At 61.1% G+C, this 20,288-nt stretch carries 19 protein-coding genes; 13 read left to right on the forward strand and 6 right to left on the reverse strand.

Annotated features, from left to right (window positions below):
• Positions 1–110 precede the first annotated feature (110 nt).
• The 3 genes from phhA (at position 111) to KHP07_RS23265 (ending at position 2,548) form a co-directional block, all read left to right on the forward strand.
• On the forward strand, positions 111–902 hold the full coding sequence (gene phhA, locus KHP07_RS23255) for a phenylalanine 4-monooxygenase (protein ID WP_214498099.1): 792 nt from the start codon (positions 111–113) through the stop codon (positions 900–902).
• A 96-nt stretch (positions 903–998) separates the two neighbouring features.
• Positions 999–1,355, forward strand: coding sequence for a 4a-hydroxytetrahydrobiopterin dehydratase (locus tag KHP07_RS23260; protein WP_010208721.1), 357 nt, complete (start codon positions 999–1,001; stop codon positions 1,353–1,355).
• Positions 1,355–2,548, forward strand: a complete 1,194-nt coding sequence (locus KHP07_RS23265; protein ID WP_214498100.1) for an amino acid aminotransferase — start codon at positions 1,355–1,357, stop codon at positions 2,546–2,548. The genes KHP07_RS23260 and KHP07_RS23265 overlap by 1 nt, the downstream gene beginning before the upstream one ends.
• A 125-nt stretch (positions 2,549–2,673) precedes the next feature.
• Here the strand turns inward: KHP07_RS23265 and KHP07_RS23270 are convergent, their stop codons facing one another.
• Complete coding sequence (locus tag KHP07_RS23270) at positions 2,674–3,483, reverse strand: UDP-2,3-diacylglucosamine diphosphatase (RefSeq protein WP_078049635.1); 810 nt, start codon at positions 3,481–3,483, stop codon at positions 2,674–2,676.
• A gap of 136 nt (positions 3,484–3,619) precedes the next feature.
• Here KHP07_RS23270 and KHP07_RS23275 point away from each other — a divergent pair, with 136 nt between their 5' ends.
• The 3 genes from KHP07_RS23275 to KHP07_RS23285 all read left to right on the forward strand — a co-directional run bounded on the left by KHP07_RS23275 (position 3,620) and on the right by KHP07_RS23285 (position 5,762).
• Complete coding sequence (locus KHP07_RS23275) at positions 3,620–4,372, forward strand: AraC family transcriptional regulator (RefSeq protein ID WP_214498101.1); 753 nt, start codon at positions 3,620–3,622, stop codon at positions 4,370–4,372.
• A 96-nt stretch (positions 4,373–4,468) separates the two neighbouring features.
• Positions 4,469–5,353 carry a DMT family transporter gene (locus KHP07_RS23280; RefSeq protein WP_099493536.1) on the forward strand — a complete coding sequence of 295 codons (885 nt, stop codon included), beginning with the start codon at positions 4,469–4,471 and terminating at the stop codon, positions 5,351–5,353.
• Between the two features lie 127 nt (positions 5,354–5,480).
• Positions 5,481–5,762: a hypothetical protein gene (locus tag KHP07_RS23285; RefSeq protein WP_078049638.1), complete on the forward strand. Its 282-nt coding sequence runs from the start codon at positions 5,481–5,483 to the stop codon at positions 5,760–5,762.
• Between the two features lie 41 nt (positions 5,763–5,803).
• Here KHP07_RS23285 and KHP07_RS23290 read toward each other — a convergent pair whose 3' ends face one another.
• Positions 5,804–6,091, reverse strand: coding sequence for an Rdx family protein (locus KHP07_RS23290; protein ID WP_078049639.1), 288 nt, complete (start codon positions 6,089–6,091; stop codon positions 5,804–5,806).
• 84 nt (positions 6,092–6,175) lie between these two features.
• Between KHP07_RS23290 and KHP07_RS23295 the strand changes: the two genes are divergently transcribed.
• Positions 6,176–8,365, forward strand: a complete 2,190-nt coding sequence (locus KHP07_RS23295) for a patatin-like phospholipase family protein (RefSeq protein ID WP_214498125.1) — start codon at positions 6,176–6,178, stop codon at positions 8,363–8,365.
• A 134-nt stretch (positions 8,366–8,499) separates the two neighbouring features.
• Here KHP07_RS23295 and KHP07_RS23300 read toward each other — a convergent pair whose 3' ends face one another.
• Positions 8,500–8,934 carry a MarR family transcriptional regulator gene (locus tag KHP07_RS23300; RefSeq protein WP_028617350.1) on the reverse strand — a complete coding sequence of 145 codons (435 nt, stop codon included), beginning with the start codon at positions 8,932–8,934 and terminating at the stop codon, positions 8,500–8,502.
• 121 nt (positions 8,935–9,055) lie between these two features.
• Complete coding sequence (gene recQ / locus KHP07_RS23305) at positions 9,056–11,182, reverse strand: DNA helicase RecQ (RefSeq protein ID WP_078049641.1); 2,127 nt, start codon at positions 11,180–11,182, stop codon at positions 9,056–9,058.
• Positions 11,183–11,458: 276 nt separating this feature from the next.
• Here recQ and KHP07_RS23310 point away from each other — a divergent pair, with 276 nt between their 5' ends.
• The 3 genes from KHP07_RS23310 to KHP07_RS23320 all read left to right on the forward strand — a co-directional run bounded on the left by KHP07_RS23310 (position 11,459) and on the right by KHP07_RS23320 (position 16,039).
• Positions 11,459–12,046, forward strand: a complete 588-nt coding sequence (locus KHP07_RS23310; RefSeq protein ID WP_015885221.1) for a UPF0149 family protein — start codon at positions 11,459–11,461, stop codon at positions 12,044–12,046.
• A 20-nt stretch (positions 12,047–12,066) separates the two neighbouring features.
• Positions 12,067–12,450, forward strand: a complete 384-nt coding sequence (locus tag KHP07_RS23315; protein WP_065873769.1) for a YbaN family protein — start codon at positions 12,067–12,069, stop codon at positions 12,448–12,450.
• Positions 12,451–12,568: 118 nt separating this feature from the next.
• Positions 12,569–16,039 carry a hybrid sensor histidine kinase/response regulator gene (locus KHP07_RS23320; RefSeq protein WP_214498102.1) on the forward strand — a complete coding sequence of 1,157 codons (3,471 nt, stop codon included), beginning with the start codon at positions 12,569–12,571 and terminating at the stop codon, positions 16,037–16,039.
• Positions 16,040–16,139: 100 nt separating this feature from the next.
• Here KHP07_RS23320 and KHP07_RS23325 read toward each other — a convergent pair whose 3' ends face one another.
• Complete coding sequence (locus KHP07_RS23325; RefSeq protein WP_214498126.1) at positions 16,140–17,504, reverse strand: DNA recombination protein RmuC; 1,365 nt, start codon at positions 17,502–17,504, stop codon at positions 16,140–16,142.
• A gap of 175 nt (positions 17,505–17,679) precedes the next feature.
• Positions 17,680–18,003, reverse strand: coding sequence for an SEL1-like repeat protein (locus KHP07_RS23330; RefSeq protein ID WP_214498103.1), 324 nt, complete (start codon positions 18,001–18,003; stop codon positions 17,680–17,682).
• A gap of 457 nt (positions 18,004–18,460) precedes the next feature.
• Between KHP07_RS23330 and KHP07_RS23335 the strand changes: the two genes are divergently transcribed.
• The 3 genes from KHP07_RS23335 to KHP07_RS23345 all read left to right on the forward strand — a co-directional run bounded on the left by KHP07_RS23335 (position 18,461) and on the right by KHP07_RS23345 (position 20,197).
• Entirely contained in the window at positions 18,461–18,766 is a 306-nt protein-coding gene (locus KHP07_RS23335) for a hypothetical protein (protein WP_078049645.1), read from the forward strand.
• A gap of 444 nt (positions 18,767–19,210) precedes the next feature.
• Positions 19,211–19,435: a hypothetical protein gene (locus KHP07_RS23340; protein ID WP_005790139.1), complete on the forward strand. Its 225-nt coding sequence runs from the start codon at positions 19,211–19,213 to the stop codon at positions 19,433–19,435.
• 279 nt (positions 19,436–19,714) lie between these two features.
• Positions 19,715–20,197, forward strand: coding sequence for a hypothetical protein (locus KHP07_RS23345; protein WP_078049646.1), 483 nt, complete (start codon positions 19,715–19,717; stop codon positions 20,195–20,197).
• The last annotated feature ends 91 nt before the right edge of the window (positions 20,198–20,288 follow it).

A 20,288-nucleotide genomic window follows, 5' to 3' on the forward strand; every position in this document is an offset into this window, starting at 1 on the left:
AAGTTTTCCTACGCAACACCGTTTTAAACGGGTGGAATCCGGCCGCGCGCGGGTTATCAATAGGCTCATCGCAGGACATAACAAGAACGAATGCCTAGCAGGAGAGCCGTATGAAGCAGACGCAGTACGTGGCCCGCGAGCCCGACGCGCAAGGTTTTATCCACTACCCGTCAGAAGAACACGCGGTGTGGAATACCCTGATTACTCGCCAGTTGAAAGTGATCGAGGGTCGCGCCTGCCAGGAATACCTGGACGGCATCGATAAGCTCGGCCTGCCCATGGACCGGATTCCGCAACTGGGCGAAATCAACAAAGTGCTGGCCGAGACCACGGGATGGCAAGTCGCCCGCGTGCCAGCACTGATCCCCTTCCAAACCTTCTTCGAATTGCTCGCCAACAAGCAATTTCCGGTGGCAACGTTTATCCGTACCCGCGAAGAATTGGACTACCTGCAAGAGCCGGACATTTTCCACGAGATCTTTGGCCACTGCCCGCTGCTGACCAACCCATGGTTCGCCGAATTTACCCACACCTACGGCAAGCTCGGCCTGGCGGCCAGCAAGGAGCAGCGGGTGTACCTGGCGCGCCTGTATTGGATGACCATCGAGTTCGGCCTGGTGGACACGCCCGAAGGTCGGCGCATCTACGGTGGCGGTATTCTGTCGTCGCCCAAGGAGACGGTGTACAGCCTGTCGTCCGAGCCTGAACACCAGCTGTTCGACCCGCTGGAGGCGATGCGCACGCCCTATCGCATCGACATTCTGCAACCTTTGTACTTCGTGCTGCCCAACCTCAAGCGGCTGTTCGAAGTGGCCCAGGAAGACATCATGGGCATGGTCGAGCGCGGCATGCAGCTGGGTCTTCACGCTCCAAAGTTTCCACCCAAACCCAAAGCGGCTTGAACCTTACATCTTGAGGCCAGGTGAGTCTGTTCCCTGGCCCCGCGTTGCTTTAGGGTGACGCTACTGACCTTCAACATTCGAATTCAGGACACCCCCATGACCACCTTGAACCAAGCCCACTGCGAAGCCTGCCGTGCCGATGCCCCTCAAGTCAGCGACGAAGAACTGCCGGTACTGCTCAAGCAGATCCCCGACTGGAACATCGAAGTCCGTGACGGTGTGATGCAATTGGAAAAGGTCTTCCTGTTCAAGAACTTCAAATTTGCCCTGGCCTTCACCAACGCCATGGGCGAGATCTCCGAGGCCGAAGGCCATCACCCAGGCCTGCTCACCGAGTGGGGCAAGGTCACCGTGACCTGGTGGAGCCACTCCATCAAGGGCCTGCACCGCAACGACTTCATCATGGCCGCGCGCACCGACGAAGTGGCCAAGGACGCCGAGGGCCGCAAGTAATGCATTTCGATGCCATTGGCCGCGTGCCCGGCGACCCGATCCTCGGGCTGATGGACCTGTATGCCCAGGACACCAACCCGAACAAATTCGATCTGGGTGTTGGCGTCTACAAGGATGACCAAGGCCTGACGCCCATTCCGCACTCGGTCAAGCTGGCCGAGCAGCGCCTGGTCGATACCCAGGCCACCAAGACCTACATCGGCGGCCACGGCAACGCCGCGTTCGGCAAGCTGATCAGCGAGCTGGTACTCGGCGCGGACTCCGCGCTGATCCGCGAACGCCGTGCCGGCGCCACCCAGACCCCAGGCGGCACCGGCGCCCTGCGCCTGAGCGCCGACTTCATCGCGCAAAACCTGCCTGGTCGCGGCGTATGGCTGAGCAACCCGACCTGGCCGATCCACGAAACCATCTTCGCCAAGGCCGGCATTCCGGTCAGCCATTATCCTTACGTGGGCGCTGATAACCGCCTGGACGTGGCGGCGATGCTCGCCACCCTGTCCACTGTGCCCAAGGGCGACGTCGTGCTATTGCACGCCTGCTGCCACAACCCGACCGGTTTCGACCTGTCACAGGATGACTGGCGCCAAGTGCTGCAGATCGTGCGCGAACGCCAGTTGCTGCCGCTGATCGACTTTGCCTACCAGGGCTTTGGCGACGGCCTGGAGCAGGACGCCTGGGCGGTGCGGCTGTTTGCGGCCGAGTTGCCGGAAGTGCTGGTCACCAGTTCCTGCTCGAAGAACTTCGGCCTGTACAGCGACCGTGTCGGCGCATTGATCGTGTGCGCGGCCGATGCCGAGAAACTGACGGATGTGCGCAGCCAGCTGGCTAACACGGCGCGTAACCTGTGGTCGACGCCACCGGATCATGGCGCCGCAGTGGTGGCGACCATCCTGGGCGATGCCGAGCTGAAAACGCTATGGAGCGACGAGGTCGAAGCCATGCGCTCGCGCATTGCACACCTGCGTTCGGGCTTAGTTGAGGCGTTGGCGCCACACGGTCTGTCGGAGCGGTTTGCGCATATCGGGGCGCAGCGTGGGATGTTCTCCTACACCGGATTGAGTGCCGAACAGGTGAAGCAACTGCGCGAGAAACACAGCGTGTACATGGTGAGTTCGGGGCGGGCTAACGTGGCGGGGGCTGATGCGACGCGTCTGGCATTGCTCGCCGAGGCCATAGCAGACGTCTCCAACTGACGAAATTGGAACCAAATGTGGGAGCGGGCTTGCTCGCGAATGCGGTGTATCAGTCAGTACATTTGGTGACTGACACATTGCATTCGCGAGCAAGCCCGCTCCCACATTTAGACCGAGTAGGGCCGTCAGCCTGTGACCATCTCTGCTTTCAGCAGTGCCTCTTTCGCCTGCGCATCCGCCAACCGATACAACTCGATACTCCCATCCCAGTGCTCGATCAATGCCGTGCACGACTCCACCCAATCCCCGCAGTTGAGGTAATCCACCTCGCCCACCTTGCGAATCTCCGCATGGTGGATATGCCCGCACACCACGCCGTGCAACTCGCGCTTGGTCACTTCGTGGGCGATGGCTTCTTCGAAATCACTGATGAAGTTCACCGCTGTCTTGACCTTGTGCTTGAGGTATGCCGACAGCGACCAATAGCCATAGCCATAGCGCGCACGCCAATGGTTCAGCCAGCGGTTCAGCGTAAGGGTGAACTCGTAGGCTGAGTCGCCAAGGAACGCCAGCCAGCGGTGGTAGCGGGTGATCACATCAAACTGATCGCCGTGGATCACCAACAAATGCCGGCCATCGGCAGTCACGTGCACGGCCTCGTCCACCAACTGGATATTGCCCAGGATCAGCTTGGAATAGCGGCGCAGGAACTCGTCGTGGTTGCCGGTGACGTAGATCACCTCGGTGCCGCGCTTGGCCATGGTCAGTAGGCGACGGATCACGTTGGTGTGGGCTTGGGGCCAATACATCCCGCCGCGCAGTTTCCAGCCATCAATGATGTCGCCGACCAGGTAGACCTTGTCCGCGTGGTACCCCTTGAGGAACTGCGACAAATGTTCGGCCTGGCAATCCCGGGTGCCCAGGTGCACATCGGAAATCCACAGGGTACGAACCCGTTGCTTGCGGCTGGGCTTGGTGAATTCGGCACTGGTCATGGGCGTCCCTCGACGGTGTTTTCGCGAGCTTGCGCCCTGGCGATTAATAGCCCATGACAGAAGTGCGTCAGTCTGATGACAGCGCCCGCAGACCGCGAAGCGTTGTAGACTGGCGCCAGCACCCAAGGAGACCGCGATGAGCCCCACTCTCACGCTACGCCACTACACCGAAGCGCCGCTCGCCCACAGCCATGACCATGCGCAGTTGGTGTTCGGCCTGTCCGGGCATTTGGACCTGGAAGTCGATGGGCGTAGCAGCCAAGTGCGCGAAAGCAGCGTGATGGTGCTGCCCTTCTCCGCCCACCATGCGTGCGGCAGTCGCGATGGCAGCCGCTGCCTGGTGCTGGACGTGCCCACCGAGCACTGGGTGCTGCAATCCTTGGGCGAACATGCCGAGGCCAGTCGCCGCCTGCTCGACCGACCCACGCGGTTGGCCCTGGACACGCGGCAAAGCCAGTTGGTGCACTGGCTGGCGCAGAGCCCGGTGGATGACCCGCTGATCGTCCAGCAGGGCGCGGTGCTGTTACTGGCCAGCCTCAATCATCCGCTGGCTCAACCACTGCCGGGGCGACGCCTGCCATATGCGGCGTTCAATGCGCACATCGAGCGTCATGTTGCGCACCCGTTGCAGGTGGCAGACCTGGCGCGTATCGCCGACCTGTCGGTGGCGCGTTTACACGCACGCTTCGTGGCCGAATGCGGGCAAACGCCCATGGACTATATCCGCAGTCGCCGCCTGCAAATGGCTCTGGACCTGCTGCGCAAAACCCCTTTGCCCATTGGTGAAATCGCCGACCGCGTCGGCTACACCTCGCAAAGTGCCTTTGCTGCCGCGATGCTGCGTGAGTTTGGCGCCTCACCAGGCGCATTGCGGCGCAACGCGCAGTAAGAGCCTTGCGATAAAAATCGCGAGCCGGACGACAGACACCTGCACGACGGAGCCACTAGACTGCGCTTCTGTCACCCGCTTGACTCAAGGACCGCAATGACTCCCCGCTCAGCCCTCGGCGCCCTGCATATCGGCGCATTGATGTTTGGCCTCACCGGCGTGTTCGGCAAACTGGCGGCCGCCTCGCCAGCCATCATCGTGTTTGGTCGCGCGGTGTTTGCCGTGGTGGCCCTGGCGGTCTTTGCCCGGTTCGCCAGCAACATGGCGTGGAAAAAGCTGGAACTGCGCGACTGGCGCCGGCTGCTGCTCAGCGGTGTCTTGCTGGCGGCACATTGGGTCACCTTCTTTATTGCGGTAAAAGTTGCCGGCGTGGCCGTCGCAACCCTGGGCTTTACCGCATTCCCGGCCTTTACCGTGATCCTCGAAGGGCTGATATTCCGCGAGCGCATCCGCGCCAACGAAGTGCTGCTGGTGGTGCTGGTCAGCATCGGCCTGGTGTTGGTGACCCCGGACTTCAACCTCGCCAGCGAAGCCACCGGTGGGTTGCTCTGGGGGATCGCCTCGGGGCTGCTGTTTTCGCTGTTGTCGCTGAACAACCGCGCCAGTTCCGGACGCATCCCGGCGGTGCAAGCGGCGTTGTGCCAGAACGTGGTGGTCGCCTTGTGCCTGCTGCCCGTGGCGGCACCAGGGCTGACCGAGGTGCGCGCAATCGACTGGCTGTGGATCGGCTTGCTCGGCGTGTTCTGCACCGGCTTGGCCCACAGCCTGTTTGTCGCCAGCCTCGCGGTGATCAAGGCGCGCACCGCCTCGGTGGTGTTTGCCATGGAGCCGGTCTACGGCATCACCGCGGCCTGGCTGCTGTTCGCCGAAACCCCGACACTGCGCATGCTGTTGGGCGGCGTGCTGATCATCGTCGCAATCGTGCTTTCCGGGTTGATGGGAGGTGCCAGCCAGGCCAAACAACCCGCTGCAACGGCTTGATCTACACTTTGAACATCCGCAACAGTTTGTCGTCGTTCAACGGATACAGACTCCTCGACGACAGCCATGCCAGTTGAAGTTGCTGCAAGCGAGTGGTCACTCCATTAACGCATGCAGGGGTTTCACTATGGAAATGCTCATAAACTTGTTGGTGCAGATCATCAGCGGTGCCGTCGGCGGCAATTTGGCCGGCATGACCAAACAAAGCCTGGGTACCGGTCTCAATACGTTTATCGGTGGTATTGGCGGGCTGATCCTGGGCCAAATCCTGGCGCTATTCACTGGCACCTCCGGTGGTGAAGCGCTGGATGTGGCGGCGGTCGGCAGCAACATTGTCGGCGGTGGTGTCGGCGGGCTGGTACTGACTTGGCTGGTTGGTTTCATCAAGCAAAAGATGGCCGCCAAATAATTCCACCCTGCAGGGTCACCGCCCTCACACGGCGGTGACGTCTACTGCGTACGGTCGTTGTGCCCCAGGTCACGCTGCGGGTCGATCTGGTCACGTACGCGCTGCTTGAGCACCTTGGCTTCCGGGAAGCCACCGTCGGCCTTGCGCTCCCAAATCTGCACGCCATCACAAGTGATACGAAACGTGCCACCGGTGGCCGGCGCCAGCGACACCTTGCCCAGGTCATCGGCAAACGTACTCAGCAGTTCCTGCGCCAGCCACGCCGCGCGCAGCAGCCACTGGCACTGGGTGCAATAGGTGATGACGATCTCGGGTTTAATCGACGACATAATTAGAGAGGCTCCTAGCATAACGGGCTCGGTGGATCGAGTGGCTATAATACCGGCCTTTATCGCCCAGCCTCGAGATTCATGATGCGCCGTCTGCTGTCCTGCCTGTTTCTGTGCCTACTTCCTTTTGTTGCCGACGCCGTCGAACCGCCACGCCCGAAAATCGGCCTGGTGCTGTCCGGCGGCGCCGCCCGTGGGCTGGCCCATATTGGCGTGCTCAAGGCGCTGGAAGAGCAAGGCATCCAGATCGACGCGATTGCCGGCACCAGCATGGGCGCGGTGATCGGTGGGCTGTACGCGTCGGGGTACAAGATCGACGAGCTGGAAAAACTGGCGCTCAATATTGATTGGCAACAGGCCCTGTCCGACGCGCCGCCTCGGGAAGATGTGCCGTTCCGGCGCAAGCAGGATGACCGGGATTTCCTGGTCAAACAGAAACTCAGCTTCCGCGACGACGGCAGCCTGGGCCTGCCACTGGGGGTGATCCAGGGTCAGAACCTGGCGCTGCTGCTGGAAAGCATGTTCGCCCACAGCAGCGACACGCGTAACTTCGACAAGCTGCCTATCCCCTTCCGCGCGGTGGCAACCGACATCACCACCGGCGAGAAGGTGGTGTTCCGCAAGGGCCACCTGCCCCAGGTAATCCGCGCCAGCATGTCGATCCCGGCGGTATTTGCCCCGGTAGAACTGGACGGCCGGCTGCTGGTGGACGGCGGCATGACCGACAACATCCCGCTGGATGTGGCGCGGGAAATGGGCGTGGATATCGCCATCGTCGTCGACATCGGCACCCCACTGCGCTCGCGCAAGCAACTGGCGACGGTGGTGGACGTGCTCAACCAGTCCATCACCTTGATGACCCGGCGCAACTCCGAGGAACAGCTCAAGGATCTACACCCCAAGGACGTGCTGATCCAGCCGCCCCTCGCCGCCTATGGCGTGACCGACTTCGGCCGCGCCAAGGACATGATCGACGCCGGCTACCGCGCCACCCGCGCCCTTGATGCGCGCCTGGCCCACCTGCGCCCCACCGAACCGATCGACCCGCAACTGGTGGCGGCCCGCACTCCGGGCGAGCGCACGCCAGTGATCACCGCCATCAACGTGGAAAACGATTCGAAAGTCAGCGACGACGTGATTCGCTACTACATCCGCCAACCCCTGGGCGAGCCGTTGAACCTGGGCCGCCTGCAGTCAGACATGGGCACCTTGTACGGCCTGGACTACTTCGAGCAGGTGCAGTACCGCGTGGTCAAGAAAGGCCAGGACAACACCCTGGTGATCAGCGCGCGCGGCAAACGCAGCGGCACCGATTACCTGCGCCTGGGCCTGAACCTGTCGGATGACATGCGCGGCGACAGCGCCTTCAACCTCGGCGCCAGCTACCGCATGAACGGCATCAACCACCTGGGCGCCGAATGGCTGACGCGGGTGCAGATCGGTGATCGGCAAGAGCTGTACAGCGAGTTCTACCAGCCGATGGACACCGGCTCGCGCTACTTTGTCGCCCCCTACATCAGTGCCCAGGCACAGAACGTCGAGCTGATCCTGGACAACGACCCCATCTCCGAATACCGCCTGGAACGCTACGGTTTTGGCTTGAACGTCGGCCGCCAGATTGGCAACAGCGGCGAGATCCGCTTTGGCGTCGGTGAAGCCTGGGGCAAGGCGGATGTGCGCATCGGCGACCGCGACCTGCCCAGCGTGAGTTTCAGCGAAGGCTTCTACGAACTGAAGTACTCCTTCGATTCCCTGGACAACGTGTACTTCCCCCATACCGGCGAAGACATCGGCCTGGCCTACCGCGAATTCGAACCGGGGCTGGGCTCGGATCAACGCTACCGCCAATGGGAATTCAAGCTGGACAAGGCCATGAGCCACGGCCCGGACACCCTGGTGCTGGGTGGACGCTACGGGCGCACCCTGGATGATTCGGACGTGGTGATTTCCAGCTTCCTGCTGGGCGGTGCGCGGCAGCTGTCGGGCTTTCGCCAGGATGCAATCTCGGGCCAGAACATCAGCCTGATGCGGGCCGTGTACTACCGCCGGCTCACACCACGTTCGTACCTGCCGCTGGACTTCCCGCTGTACCTGGGTGCGTCACTGGAACGCGGCCGGGCGTGGAACAACGACAATGAATTCGACAGCGGCTACATCAACGCGGCGAGTATTTTCCTAGGCTTTGATACACCGTTGGGGCCGCTGAATTTCAGTTATGGGTTCAACGATGACAATCAGAAGGCGGTGTACCTGAACCTGGGGCAGACGTTCTAAAAAGGACGTTCGCAAAACTAATGTGGGAGCTGGCTTGCCTGCGATGCAGGCACCTCGATTTTTTCAGTTGCTTCGAGGTGATGCTATCGCAGGCAAGCCAGCTCCCACATTTTCGACCTGCGGCGTATGCAAGGTCAGGATTTTTCCAAGTTAGCCAGGATGTGCCCATGCACGCGCATGCACACGCTCAAGTCGGCTTCGTCCACGCCTACAAACAGCTCATGGCGCAGGGCGGTGGCGATGGTTTCGATTTGTTCGATCAGCGGCCGGGCGGTATCGCACAGCAGGATGCGCTTGGCACGGCGGTCTTCCACCACGGCTTGGCGTTGCACCAGGCCCTGGCCTTCAAGGCTGTCCAGCAGGCGGGCCAGGGTTGGCCCTTCGACGCCGACGCTTTGCGCCAGCTCACGCTGGGTGGGTGCTTCTTCAAAACGAGCGAGGTGCAGCAGCACCAGCCAGCGCGCCTGGGACAGGCCTAGCCCGGCCAGGCGACGGTCCAGTTCGGCACGCCAACCTCGGGACATTTGCGCCAGTTGCATGCCAAATCGGTGTTGATCGGTTAACGGCATAAAAAACTCATGTTTTAGACTGAAAATAAAGTGTGGCTAATTATTAGTCAGCTAAGCATGAGCTTTGCCCATAGGCAAGAGTTGCTATGTACTGATTCGTTACATTGTCCTAATTGACGCACTAAATTTCGAATTCGGACTGCAAAGCCGCCCTTACGCAGTACAAAACACCCTCCGGAACGCGACCAGTAAACAGCGGCGCAATCTCCGCCACCGGTGGCAATTCGCCTTCTCCGTCGAGGAACGCGTCTTGGATTTCGCCGAGCAAATCCTCCGGCAAATCAAGCGCCTGCTCCAACGAGAGTTGCTGCTTGCCGATGGATTCGGCGAGCAAGGTGTAGACGTTTTTCTCCGAGCATTGCAGTTGACCCGCGATCTGGATCGGGGTCATGCCGGCACGTGCCAGGCTGATCAGTTCGTGGCGGATATCGGCGACTTCCTTCGGCGCTTCGGCCTGGCCGCCGAGCACTTCGAGGAAGGCCTGGCCGTAACGCTCCAGCTTGCGCGCACCCACGCCGCTGACGCGCGCCATCTCGGCCATGGTGGTGGGTTGCTCGCGCAGCATCTCCAGCAGGGTGGAGTCGGGGAAAATAACGTACGGCGGCACGCTGTGTTCCTGCGCCAGTTTGCGCCGCAGGGTGCGCAAGGCTTCCCACTGCTCGCGCTCTTCGCCACGCACCAGTTGGCTGGCTTGGCTGGTGCTGCTCTTGGCAGTGGTCTGCGGCTTGAGGTCGCGGCGCAGTTCCAGGCTGACTTCGCCCTTGAGCAACGGCCGGCAACTGTCATTCAAGCGCAACCCGCCGTAGCCCTCGATGTCGATGTCCACCAGGCCGCGCGCGACCATCTGCCGGAACAGCGAGCGCCACTCGCCTTCAGCGCGGGCCTTGCCGACGCCGTAGACCGAGAGTTTCTCGTGGCCGAAGCTGCGGACTTTTTCGTTGTCCTTGCCCAGCAGTACATCCACCAGGTGACCGACACCATAACGCTGGCCGGTGCGGTAGATGGCGGACAAGCCCTGACGCGCCGGCTCGGTGGCATCCCAGGTCTGCACGCCGTCGACGCAGTTATCGCAATGACCACAAGGTTCAGGCATGTCTTCGTCGAAGTAGGCCAGCAAGGTCTGGCGGCGGCAACGGGTTTCCTCGCACAGCGAGAGCATCGCGTCGAGCTTGTGCTGCTCAAGGCGCTTGTGACGCTCGTCGCCTTCGGAGTTCTGCAACATCTGCTTGAGCATCACTACATCCTGCAGGCCGTAGACCATCCAGGCATCCGCAGGCAGGCCATCCCGACCGGCGCGACCGGTTTCCTGGTAGTACGCCTCCAGGGATTTGGGCAAATCCATGTGCGCCACGAAACGCACGTTGGATTTGTCGATGCCCATGCCGAACGCGATGGTAGCCACCATGATCAGGCCTTCCTCGTTGAGGAAGCGTTTCTGGTGAGCCGACCGCGTTTCGTTGGGCAGGCCGGCGTGGTACGGCAGCGCCGGGTAGCCCTGCTCGCAGAGGAACGCGGCCACCTCATCGACCTTCTTGCGCGACAGGCAATAGACAATGCCCGCATCGCTGCGCCGCTCGGAGAGGAACGCCAGCAATTGCTTGCGCGGCTGCTCCTTGGGCACGATGCGGTAGAAGATATTCGGCCGGTCAAAACTCGACAGGAAGCGCTCGGCGTTCTGCAGATGCAGGCGCTCGACGATTTCTTCGCGGGTGCGCTTGTCGGCGGTGGCGGTCAGGGCAATGCGCGGCACATCGGGAAACAGCTCCGCCAGTTGGCCGAGCTGCAGGTATTCGCGGCGAAAATCGTGTCCCCATTGCGACACGCAGTGGGCTTCGTCGATGGCGAACAGGGCAATTTCCAGGCTCTGCAAAAAGGCCAGCATGCGCGGCTGCACCAAGCGTTCGGGGGCCAGGTAGAGCATCTTCACTTCACCGCGCTTGATCCGCGCGGCCAGGTCGCGTTGCTGCTCGGCGCTGAGGGTGGAGTTCAAGGACGCCGCGGCAACGCCCAGCTCTTCGAGGGTGGCGACCTGATCGTCCATCAGCGCGATCAGCGGCGACACCACCACAGCCAAGCCATTGCGCAACAGCGCCGGCACCTGGAAGCACAACGACTTGCCGCCACCGGTAGGCATCAGTACCAGTGCGTCACCGCCACTGGCCACGCGCTCAATGATCGCACCCTGGCGGCCACGAAAACTGTCGTAGCCGAAGATGTCCTTGAGGACGCGTTGTGCCTGCTCGAGCATGTAAAACTCCAAAATAGTGCCGAAATCCCTCTGTACAGGCTGGCCGAAAAAATGCGCGTTCACGGGAAATAATCCGTAAGCGAAGTTTTCTCGGACTGGCGCTTGGCCTGCAAGGGCATCACAAAACGCGGCAGTATACCCGAGCGATACGCGGCAAAGGGCGCCACTGACGAACAGCGAACGCTATCTAAAACCTGGCAAATATGCAGTGTGGCTGGCCTGGGCGCTCAAGAAGGCCTAGAATTCAGCATCGTTTATTCCCAAGGTAGTCCTTCAATGTCCTTCGCTGAGCAACTAACCCGCCTGCAAGCCTTCCTCGACGCCGATGAGCTGCATGACGAGGCGCTGGACTACGTGGCCGCCCACGGCTACCTGACCGCCCTGTCGATCTGCTCCGAGGTCGTGCCCGACCGTGAATGGATCGACGCACTGTTCGCCGAGGAGCCGCACTACGCCGACGCCGCCCAACGCGAAGAAATCGAATCCACCCTGCTGGCCCTCAAGGCCCACATCGGTCGCCAACTGGCCTCCGACGAAGAATTCGAGCTGCCATGCGAGCTGGACCTGGGTGAAGAGCCGGATGACTCCGACCTGCGCGGCTGGTGCATCGGCTTCATGGAAGGCGTGTTCCTGCGCGAAGCCGCCTGGTTCGAAACCGCCGAGGAAGAAGTCAGCGAAATGCTGCTGCCGATCATGGTCGGTTCGGGCCTGTTCGACGACCAGCCGGAGTTCTCCGACATCGCCGCCGACGCCAACCTGATGGACGACATGATCGTACAGATCCCGGAAGCCCTCACCGCCCTGTACCTGCTGTGCAACGCCCCTGACGAAAAACCGGCGATCCTCAAGCCACGTCACCACTGAGTCGCTTGCCCGTGACACCCATGGGCAATCGTTCGCTGCTCCTGCGCTACGTGCTGCTGGCCATCGGCTGGTTGAGCGTAGCGTTGGGGGTGATCGGCATTTTCCTACCGGTATTGCCGACTACGCCCTTCCTGCTGCTCGCCGCCGCCTGCTTCGCTCGAAGCTCCCCGCGCTTCTACCACTGGCTGGTGCAACACCCGCGCCTGGGCCCGTGGATCCGCGATTACCTGGACGGCAACGGTATCCCCCTCAAAGGCAAGGTCTACGCCATCGGTTTAATGTGGCTGAGCATCAGCGTGTCCTGCTATCTAGTGCCGCTGCCCTGGGCGCGTGGCTTCATGCTGACCAGTGCCGTGCTGGTGACGATCTACATCCTGCGCCAGAAAACCCTGCCACCGCGCTGAACGCCCCTGCGACATTCGATCCCACACGACCTTGGTCGACACTGACTAACCCCAGGCATCATGCGAGACTGTCCAACCGGGCCTGGAATGCCCGGGTGTTCCCATGCTCGGAGTTACCATGACGCTGTCCAGCGGGCTGATCGCCGCCGTTGCCCTGGCCTATATGGCCATTATGTTTGCCATCGCCTTCTACGGTGACCGTCGCCGAGCGCCGTTGCCGCCGCGCGTGCGTGCCTGGGTGTATAGCCTGTCGCTGGCGGTTTATTGCACCAGCTGGACCTTCTTCGGCGCCGTGGGCCAAGCCGCCGAACAGCTGTGGGCATTTTTACCGATCTACCTAGGCCCCGTGCTGCTGCTGGTGCTGGCACCCTGGGTGCTGCAGAAGATGATTCTGATCAGCAAGCAGGAAAACATCACCTCCATCGCCGACTTTATCGCGGCGCGCTACGGCAAATCCCAGTCCCTGGCCGTGGTGGTCGCGCTGATCTGCCTGGTCGGCGTGCTCCCCTATATCGCCCTGCAACTCAAAGGCATCGTGCTGGGGGTCAACCTGCTGATCGGCGCAGGCGCCGACACCACCGGTACCCGCGCCCAGGACACCGCGCTGATCGTGTCGCTGGTGCTGGCGCTGTTCACCATTGTGTTCGGTACGCGCAACCTCGACGCCACGGAACACCACCGTGGCATGGTGCTGGCGATTGCGTTCGAATCCCTGGTCAAGCTGTTCGCGTTTCTGGCTGTCGGCGCATTCGTGACCTTCGGCCTGTACGACGGTTTCGGCGACCTGTTCAGCCAAGCCATGCTGGCGCCAAGGTTGGAGGAGTACTGGAAGGAGACCGTCAACTGGCCGTCGATGGTGGTGCAGACCGGCGTGGCCATGATGGCGATTATCTGCCTGCCTCGGCAGTTCCATGTCACGGTGGTCGAGAACATCGACCCACAGGACCTGCGCCTGGCCAAATGGGTGTTTCCTGCTTACCTGATTCTTGCCGCACTGTTTGTCGTCCCGATCGCCCTGGGCGGCAAGATGATGCTGCCTGGCTCGGTACTGCCGGATTCCTACGTGATCAGCCTGCCCATGGCTGAAGCCCACCCGGCGCTGGCCGTACTGGCGTTTATCGGCGGCGCTTCAGCGGCCACCGGCATGGTGATCGTGGCAAGCATCGCGCTGTCGACCATGGTCTCCAACGACATGCTGCTGCCGTGGTTGTTGCGTCGCTCCAGTGCCGAGCGGCCGTTCGAAGTGTTCCGCCACTGGATGCTGTCGGTACGCCGGGTCAGCATCGTGATTATCCTGCTGCTGGCCTACGTCAGTTACCGCCTGCTGGGCTCGTCTGCGAGCCTGGCGACCATTGGCCAGATCGCCTTTGCCGCCGTGACCCAATTGGCACCGGCGATGCTGGGTGCGCTGTATTGGAAACAGGCAAACCGACGCGGCGTATTTGCCGGGCTGGCGGCGGGTACCTTCCTGTGGTTCTACACCTTGGTCTTACCGGTGACGGCGAAAAGCCTGGGTTGGTCGCTCAGCCTTTTCCCAGGGCTGACGTGGATGCATTCCCACCCACTGGGGCTGTCCGTCACCTCGTTGACCTTGGGCACCGTGTTCTCACTGGCGGGTAACTTCACATTGTTTGTGTGGGTGTCGATGCTCTCGCGCACGCGGGTGTCCGAGCACTGGCAAGCCGGGCGCTTTATCGGCCAGGAAATCAGCCAGCGCGCCAGTGCCCGCTCGATGTTGTCGGTGCAGATCAGCGACTTGCTCAGCCTGGCTGCGCGCTTTGTGGGCGAAGAACGGGCCCAGCAAAGCTTTATTCGCTTCGCCTATCGCCAAGGCAAGGGCTTCAACCCCAACCAGAATGCCGACAACGATTGGATCGCTCACACGGAGCGCTTGCTGGCCGGTGTACTCGGCGCTTCCTCGACCCGTGCGGTGGTGAAAGCCGCCATCGAAGGGCGGGAAATGCAGCTGGAGGATGTAGTACGCATTGCCGACGAAGCGTCGGAAGTGCTGCAGTTCAACCGCGCGCTGCTGCAAGGCGCGATCGAGAACATTACCCAGGGCATCAGCGTGGTCGACCAGTCGCTCAAGCTGGTGGCCTGGAACCGGCGCTACCTGGAACTGTTCAACTACCCGGACGGGCTGATCAGCGTGGGCCGGCCGATTGCCGACATCATCCGCTACAACGCCGAGCGCGGGCTGTGCGGGCCGGGCGAGGCCGAAGTGCATGTGGCGCGCCGCCTGCACTGGATGCGCCAGGGTCGTGCACACACCTCCGAACGTTTATTCCCCAATGGCCGCGTGATCGAACTGATCGGCAACCCGATGCCCGGTGGCGGTTTCGTCATGAGCTTCACCGACATTACCGCGTTCCGCGAAGCTGAACAGGCACTCACCGAGGCCAACGAAGGCCTGGAGCAGCGGGTCACCGAGCGCACCCACGAGCTGTCCCAGCTTAACGTAGCGCTCACCGACGCCAAGGGTGTGGCCGAGTCCGCCAGCCAGTCGAAGACACGCTTCCTGGCAGCCGTGAGCCATGACTTGATGCAACCGCTGAACGCGGCACGCCTGTTCTCGGCCGCCCTCTCCCACCAGAACGACGGCCTGTCCAGCGAAGCCAGGCAATTGGTGCAGCACCTGGACAGCTCGCTGCGTTCTGCCGAAGACCTGATCAGCGATTTGCTGGACATCTCGCGCCTGGAAAACGGCAAGATCACTCCACAGCGCCAGCCCTTTGTGCTCAATGAGCTGTTCGACACCTTGGGCGCGGAGTTCAAGGCGCTGGCCCAGGAGCAAGGCCTGCGCTTTCGCCTGCGCGGCAGCCATTTACGCGTGGACAGTGACATCAAGTTGCTCCGCCGGATTCTGCAGAACTTTCTCACCAACGCCTTCCGTTATGCCGACGGCCCGGTGCTGCTCGGCGTACGTCGCCGCAAGGGCGAGTTGTGCCTGGAAGTGTGGGACCGTGGCCCGGGGATACCGCAGGATAAACAAAAGGTGATCTTTGAAGAATTCAAGCGCCTGGACAGCCACCAGACCCGCGCGGAGAAAGGCCTGGGGCTGGGCCTGGCGATCGCCGACGGCCTGTGCCGCGTGCTGGGCCACCGCCTGAGCGTGCGCTCGTGGCCGGGCAAGGGCAGCGTATTCAGTGTGCGCGTGCCGCTGGCACGCAACCAGGCCAGCCCACAGGTCAAGACACCCCAGGAAACCGGCCTGCCGTTGAGCGGCGCGCAGGTGCTGTGCGTGGATAACGAAGAAAGCATCCTGATCGGCATGCGCAGCCTGTTGACGCGCTGGGGCTGCGAAGTGTGGACCGCCACCGACCAGGCGCAGTGCGCGGCGTTGCTGGCCGAGGGCGTGCGCCCGCAGCTGGCCCTGGTGGACTACCACCTGGACCACGGTGAAACCGGTACTGAATTGATGGGGTGGCTGCGCGCGCAATTGGCCGAGCCGATTCCCGGCGTGGTGATCAGCGCCGACGGCCGCCCGGAGATGGTGGCCGAGGTGCATGCGGCCGGGTTGGATTACTTGGCCAAGCCGGTGAAGCCGGCGGCGTTGCGGGCGTTGCTGAGCCGGCACCTACCGCTGTAGGTCATCTGTAGGAGCCTGCTTGCCGGCGATGAGGGCCTTGGGAATGGCGCCGATTGTACCGACGCCATCGCCGGCAAGCCGGCTCCTACAATGGCCGCGTTTATTCGGGCAGGTGCGCTACACCATCGGAGTCGGTCATCGCCCGCTCCAGCAAATCCGTCGGCAAGCTTTTACTGGCGCGCGCACCGAGCAACTTCAATTGCTCTGTGCGGCTGACCAGATTTCCGCGTCCATCTGTCAGCTTGTTCCGTGCTGCGCTGTAAGCCTTATCCAACTGCTGCAAACGGTTGCCCACTTCATCAAGGTCCTGAATAAACAGCACGAACTTGTCGTACAGCCAGCCCGCACGCTCGGCGATTTCGCGGGCGTTCTGGCTCTGGCGCTCCTGCTTCCACAGGCTGTCGATCACCCGCAGGGTGGCGAGCAAGGTGGTGGGGCTGACGATAACGATATGGCGGTCGAACGCTTCCTGGAACAGGTTAGGTTCGGCTTGCAGCGCGGCGGAAAACGCCGCCTCGATAGGCACGAACAGCAACACGAAATCCAGGCTGTGCAGGCCTTCCAGGCGCTTGTAATCCTTGCCGGCCAAGCCTTTGACGTGATTGCGCAGCGACAGCACGTGTTGCTTCAACGCCGCCTGACCGATCACGTCGTCCTCTGCGGCCACGTACTGTTGATAAGCAGTGAGGCTGACCTTGGAGTCCACCACCACCTGCTTGTCGCCGGGCAGCATGATCAGCACGTCCGGCTGGAACCGCTCGCCGTCCGGGCCTTTGAGGCTGACTTGGGTCTGGTACTCGCGCCCCTTCTCCAGGCCCGCATGCTCAAGTACCCGCTCAAGGATCAGTTCACCCCAGTTGCCTTGGGTTTTCTGGCCCTTGAGCGCACGGGTGAGGTTGGTGGCCTCGTCTGACAGACGCAGGTTCAGTTGCTGCAGGCGTTCAAGCTCCTTGGCCAGGGAAAACCGCTCACGCGCCTCGTTCTGGTAGCTTTCTTCCACGCGTTTTTCGAACGATTGAATGCGCTCTTTCAGCGGGTCGAGCAACTGGCCCAGGCGTTCCTGGCTGGTCTCGGCGAAACGCTGTTCACGCTCATCGAAAATCTTGCCGGCCAGCTCGGCAAATTGCGCGCGCAGCTCATCGCGCGAGCCTTGCAGGTCGGTGAGGCGCTGTTGATGGCTGTCCTGTTGCTCGCGCAGTTCGGCACGCAAGGCCGCCGCCAACGCGTCAAGGCGGCGCAGTTCGGTCTCCTTGGCGCTGCGGTCGAGGTTCCAGGCGTGGGCCGCGTCGCGGGCATTGTCGCGGTCGATCTGCAGCAATTCGACTTCACGGCGCACGGCAGCGAGGTCGGCCTGCTTGGCGGCATTGGCTTGGCTCAGGTCGCTGATTTCATCACGACTGGCATCCAACTGGGCGGCGAGGCCCTCCTGGGCCAATTGTGCAGTGGCCAGGCGCTCTTCGAGCAGCTCCCAGCCGGTCATGCGCGCGGTCAAGCGGCGCTGAAGCTGCCAGCACACAGCCAATAAAGGCACGGCAGCGCCAGCGAGGCCCAGGGCAATGCTGGTCCAGTCAAAAGCCATAGACATGTCTGCCATCACCGAAAAAAAACAAGGTTAGCGGAGCGCAGGGCCTGAGGACAGCTCAGTCTTCGACCTGGCCCAGTTCACGTTGGGCGCGGCGGTCACCGGCGCGGGCCGCGAGGCGCAGCAGGTCGTGGCCGATGCGGCGGTCGCGGGCATTCCCGCATTCACGACACATCAGTTGGCCCAGGCGGCTTTGGGCAGCGACCACGCCTTCACGGGCCGGCTGCTTGAGCAAACGCCCAGCGAAGTGTTTGACGTTGGTGTTGTGACCCAGGCGCGGACTGTCGAGCAACCACAAGGCAACTTTCAAGGAGAAGCGCTTGGGGGTGGTAACAGTTTGAGGGGCGTCGGTAACAGAAGGTGATACTGAGCGAAACTTCATAAAGCACTGTGGGACAGATCGGAAGGCGCGCCACTCTACTCTTTTTTTCGTACAGGTAAAGCTGAAAAAACTCTGCACGCCCGTTCTAGAGCAAGCGCTCGGGACAATCCACAGAAGCTGTGGATAACTCAGTGGACAACCCCCCTTTAACTCGCTCAAAGCCGCATGGAATGGGGGCCGCAGTCAAACTGACGATTTTTTCACCAATAAAAAAAAGCCAGATTTTTCATTGACTTAAATTTCCATTGCAGGCAAATGGCAACCCCGCAGGGCAGATGACAGCGCGGTTACACACCCCGCAACTAATGTGCACAAGTACCCATCTGATGGTTATATCAGCAGCTTTTTTTGAAGCGACACGCGTCATAAATGTTACCGCCGGGACAAACCTGGGACTTTTCAAATCTTTCCTGGCTCGCCACACTCCCGGACCTACAGCGCGATGGTAGTAGGGTCGATGAAAGGAATTCTGTTGTTCGCCGTGTTGCTACTGGCCATCTGCGCCATTTCCCTGGGAATCAATGCCGCACTGCCGTCACCGGATGGGGCGTTGTTTGCCATCGCTATCTTGCTGTCGGCAGCGTTTACGGCGGTCAGCCTGTGCATTGAGCTGGGTGAAGGTCGAATCAATGACATGGGCGATGTGATGAAGGTGGTGGAGACTGGCCAGTCCCTGCGACTGACGCTCGCCGCCTACGCGCTGGGCTGCTCGCTGGCAGCCGCGATGACAGTATTGGTCTATCGCGGCCTGCTGGGCGGCTGATTGAAGTTTTTTTGCTATCACACTTCCCTTACCCGATTCAATCCGCTACTATCCGCGCCGTTAGTACCAAGCTGAAAGTCAATTCTGGTCGAACAACTCCCCTGTCCAACACGGGATCGACCACCTCGATGGTTTCCAGGTATCGCTTGTGACGACACTGCCTTTGAACACGCAAAGGGTGTCGCGAAGTTTCAATACTCTGACCGAACCAGCCTGCAAATTGATCAGGATCTTCACCCTGGGCCCAGAACCTTTGCCCCTGTTGTGTTGCCTGCCCTCCTAAGTACCTACCTGCCAGCCCAAGCGCGCCTAACTTATTAGCGCTTCAAACTGGCTGCTTTGTTCCAGTCGGGTTCTTCGTTTGATCAATGGTGATCAACGTTACTGGAACGTTTTAACGTTGCACGGTTCTTAATCCGTGTCATTTGTAGGAACACCAATAATATGAACGCTCAAATCCACACTCAGGATGCCATTCGCACCCTCACTAACGCTTTTGCCCCAATGAACTGCCTGATCATGGCCGCTCGCAAAGGCTGCTTCAGCTTCACCCTGGTCAACGAACACGGCATCGCTCGTCACAGCGAACGCCTGTACCCCGATCAATACTCCAGCGCAGAACCGCTGCAGGCCGTGATCGAGCGTACCCGTCAGGCACTGACTGCCTGATCGACCCGAGTCGCTGAAACACAAAAACCCTGTTTAAAAAGCAGGGTTTTTTATTGCCTGGCTTTTATGCACAGGCGATGGCACTCAGTTCAAATAGATATAAACGTTATAACTAAATGAAGAAGATGTTTTAAAAACAGTCCTTTACATCACAAATATGACACTACACTTCAACTCAAGCGGCATGATCCGCTTCCGGCGAGCCTGAGATCCGATTCACTGCTGCCAAGCCCCCACCTTCTCAGGCCTCGTCGACCACTTTCACGGATTGAGGCTTGTATGGGTATCGCCGCCAGCGAATTGTGTCGTTATGTGATCCGGCCGACCTTGATGTATCTCGGCCGCCATAACCCGACGGCCGAGTCCCTGCTGCTGGGCATTGCCGCCAGCCAGTCGGAACTCGGCTCCGCGTTGCACGATCGCCGTGGGCATGGCTTGTACAGCATCACCGAACCGCGCCACCGCGCCTTGTGGGATGACTACCTGGCACTCGACCCCGAACGTGCCAGCCTGGTACGCGGGTTGGCCAGCCAGCATGCCTTCCTCAGCGCGCCACAACTGGAGCTGACGGTAAACCTGCGTTACGCCACGGCAATCGCCTGGCTTTTGGTCGAACAACACACCCCCGCACTGCCACCGCCTGGAGATGTACTGGCCATGGCGCGTATCTGGAAAGAAATTTTTCACCCACACGGACGACTGCGCGATTTCACTCAAGCCTGGCAAACCTGTGTTTCACCCATGAATCACGTGGTTTGCTGACCGGGCAATTTGCAAGATTCGGCAAAAACCCTGAATTTTGGTCGGATTGTCCTACAAAACCGCTCTATCTCCTGCATTACAGCCTATAGCG

The sequence above is a fragment of the Pseudomonas sp. VS40 genome, assembly GCF_018587885.1.
Classification (GTDB): domain Bacteria; phylum Pseudomonadota; class Gammaproteobacteria; order Pseudomonadales; family Pseudomonadaceae; genus Aquipseudomonas; species Aquipseudomonas pergaminensis.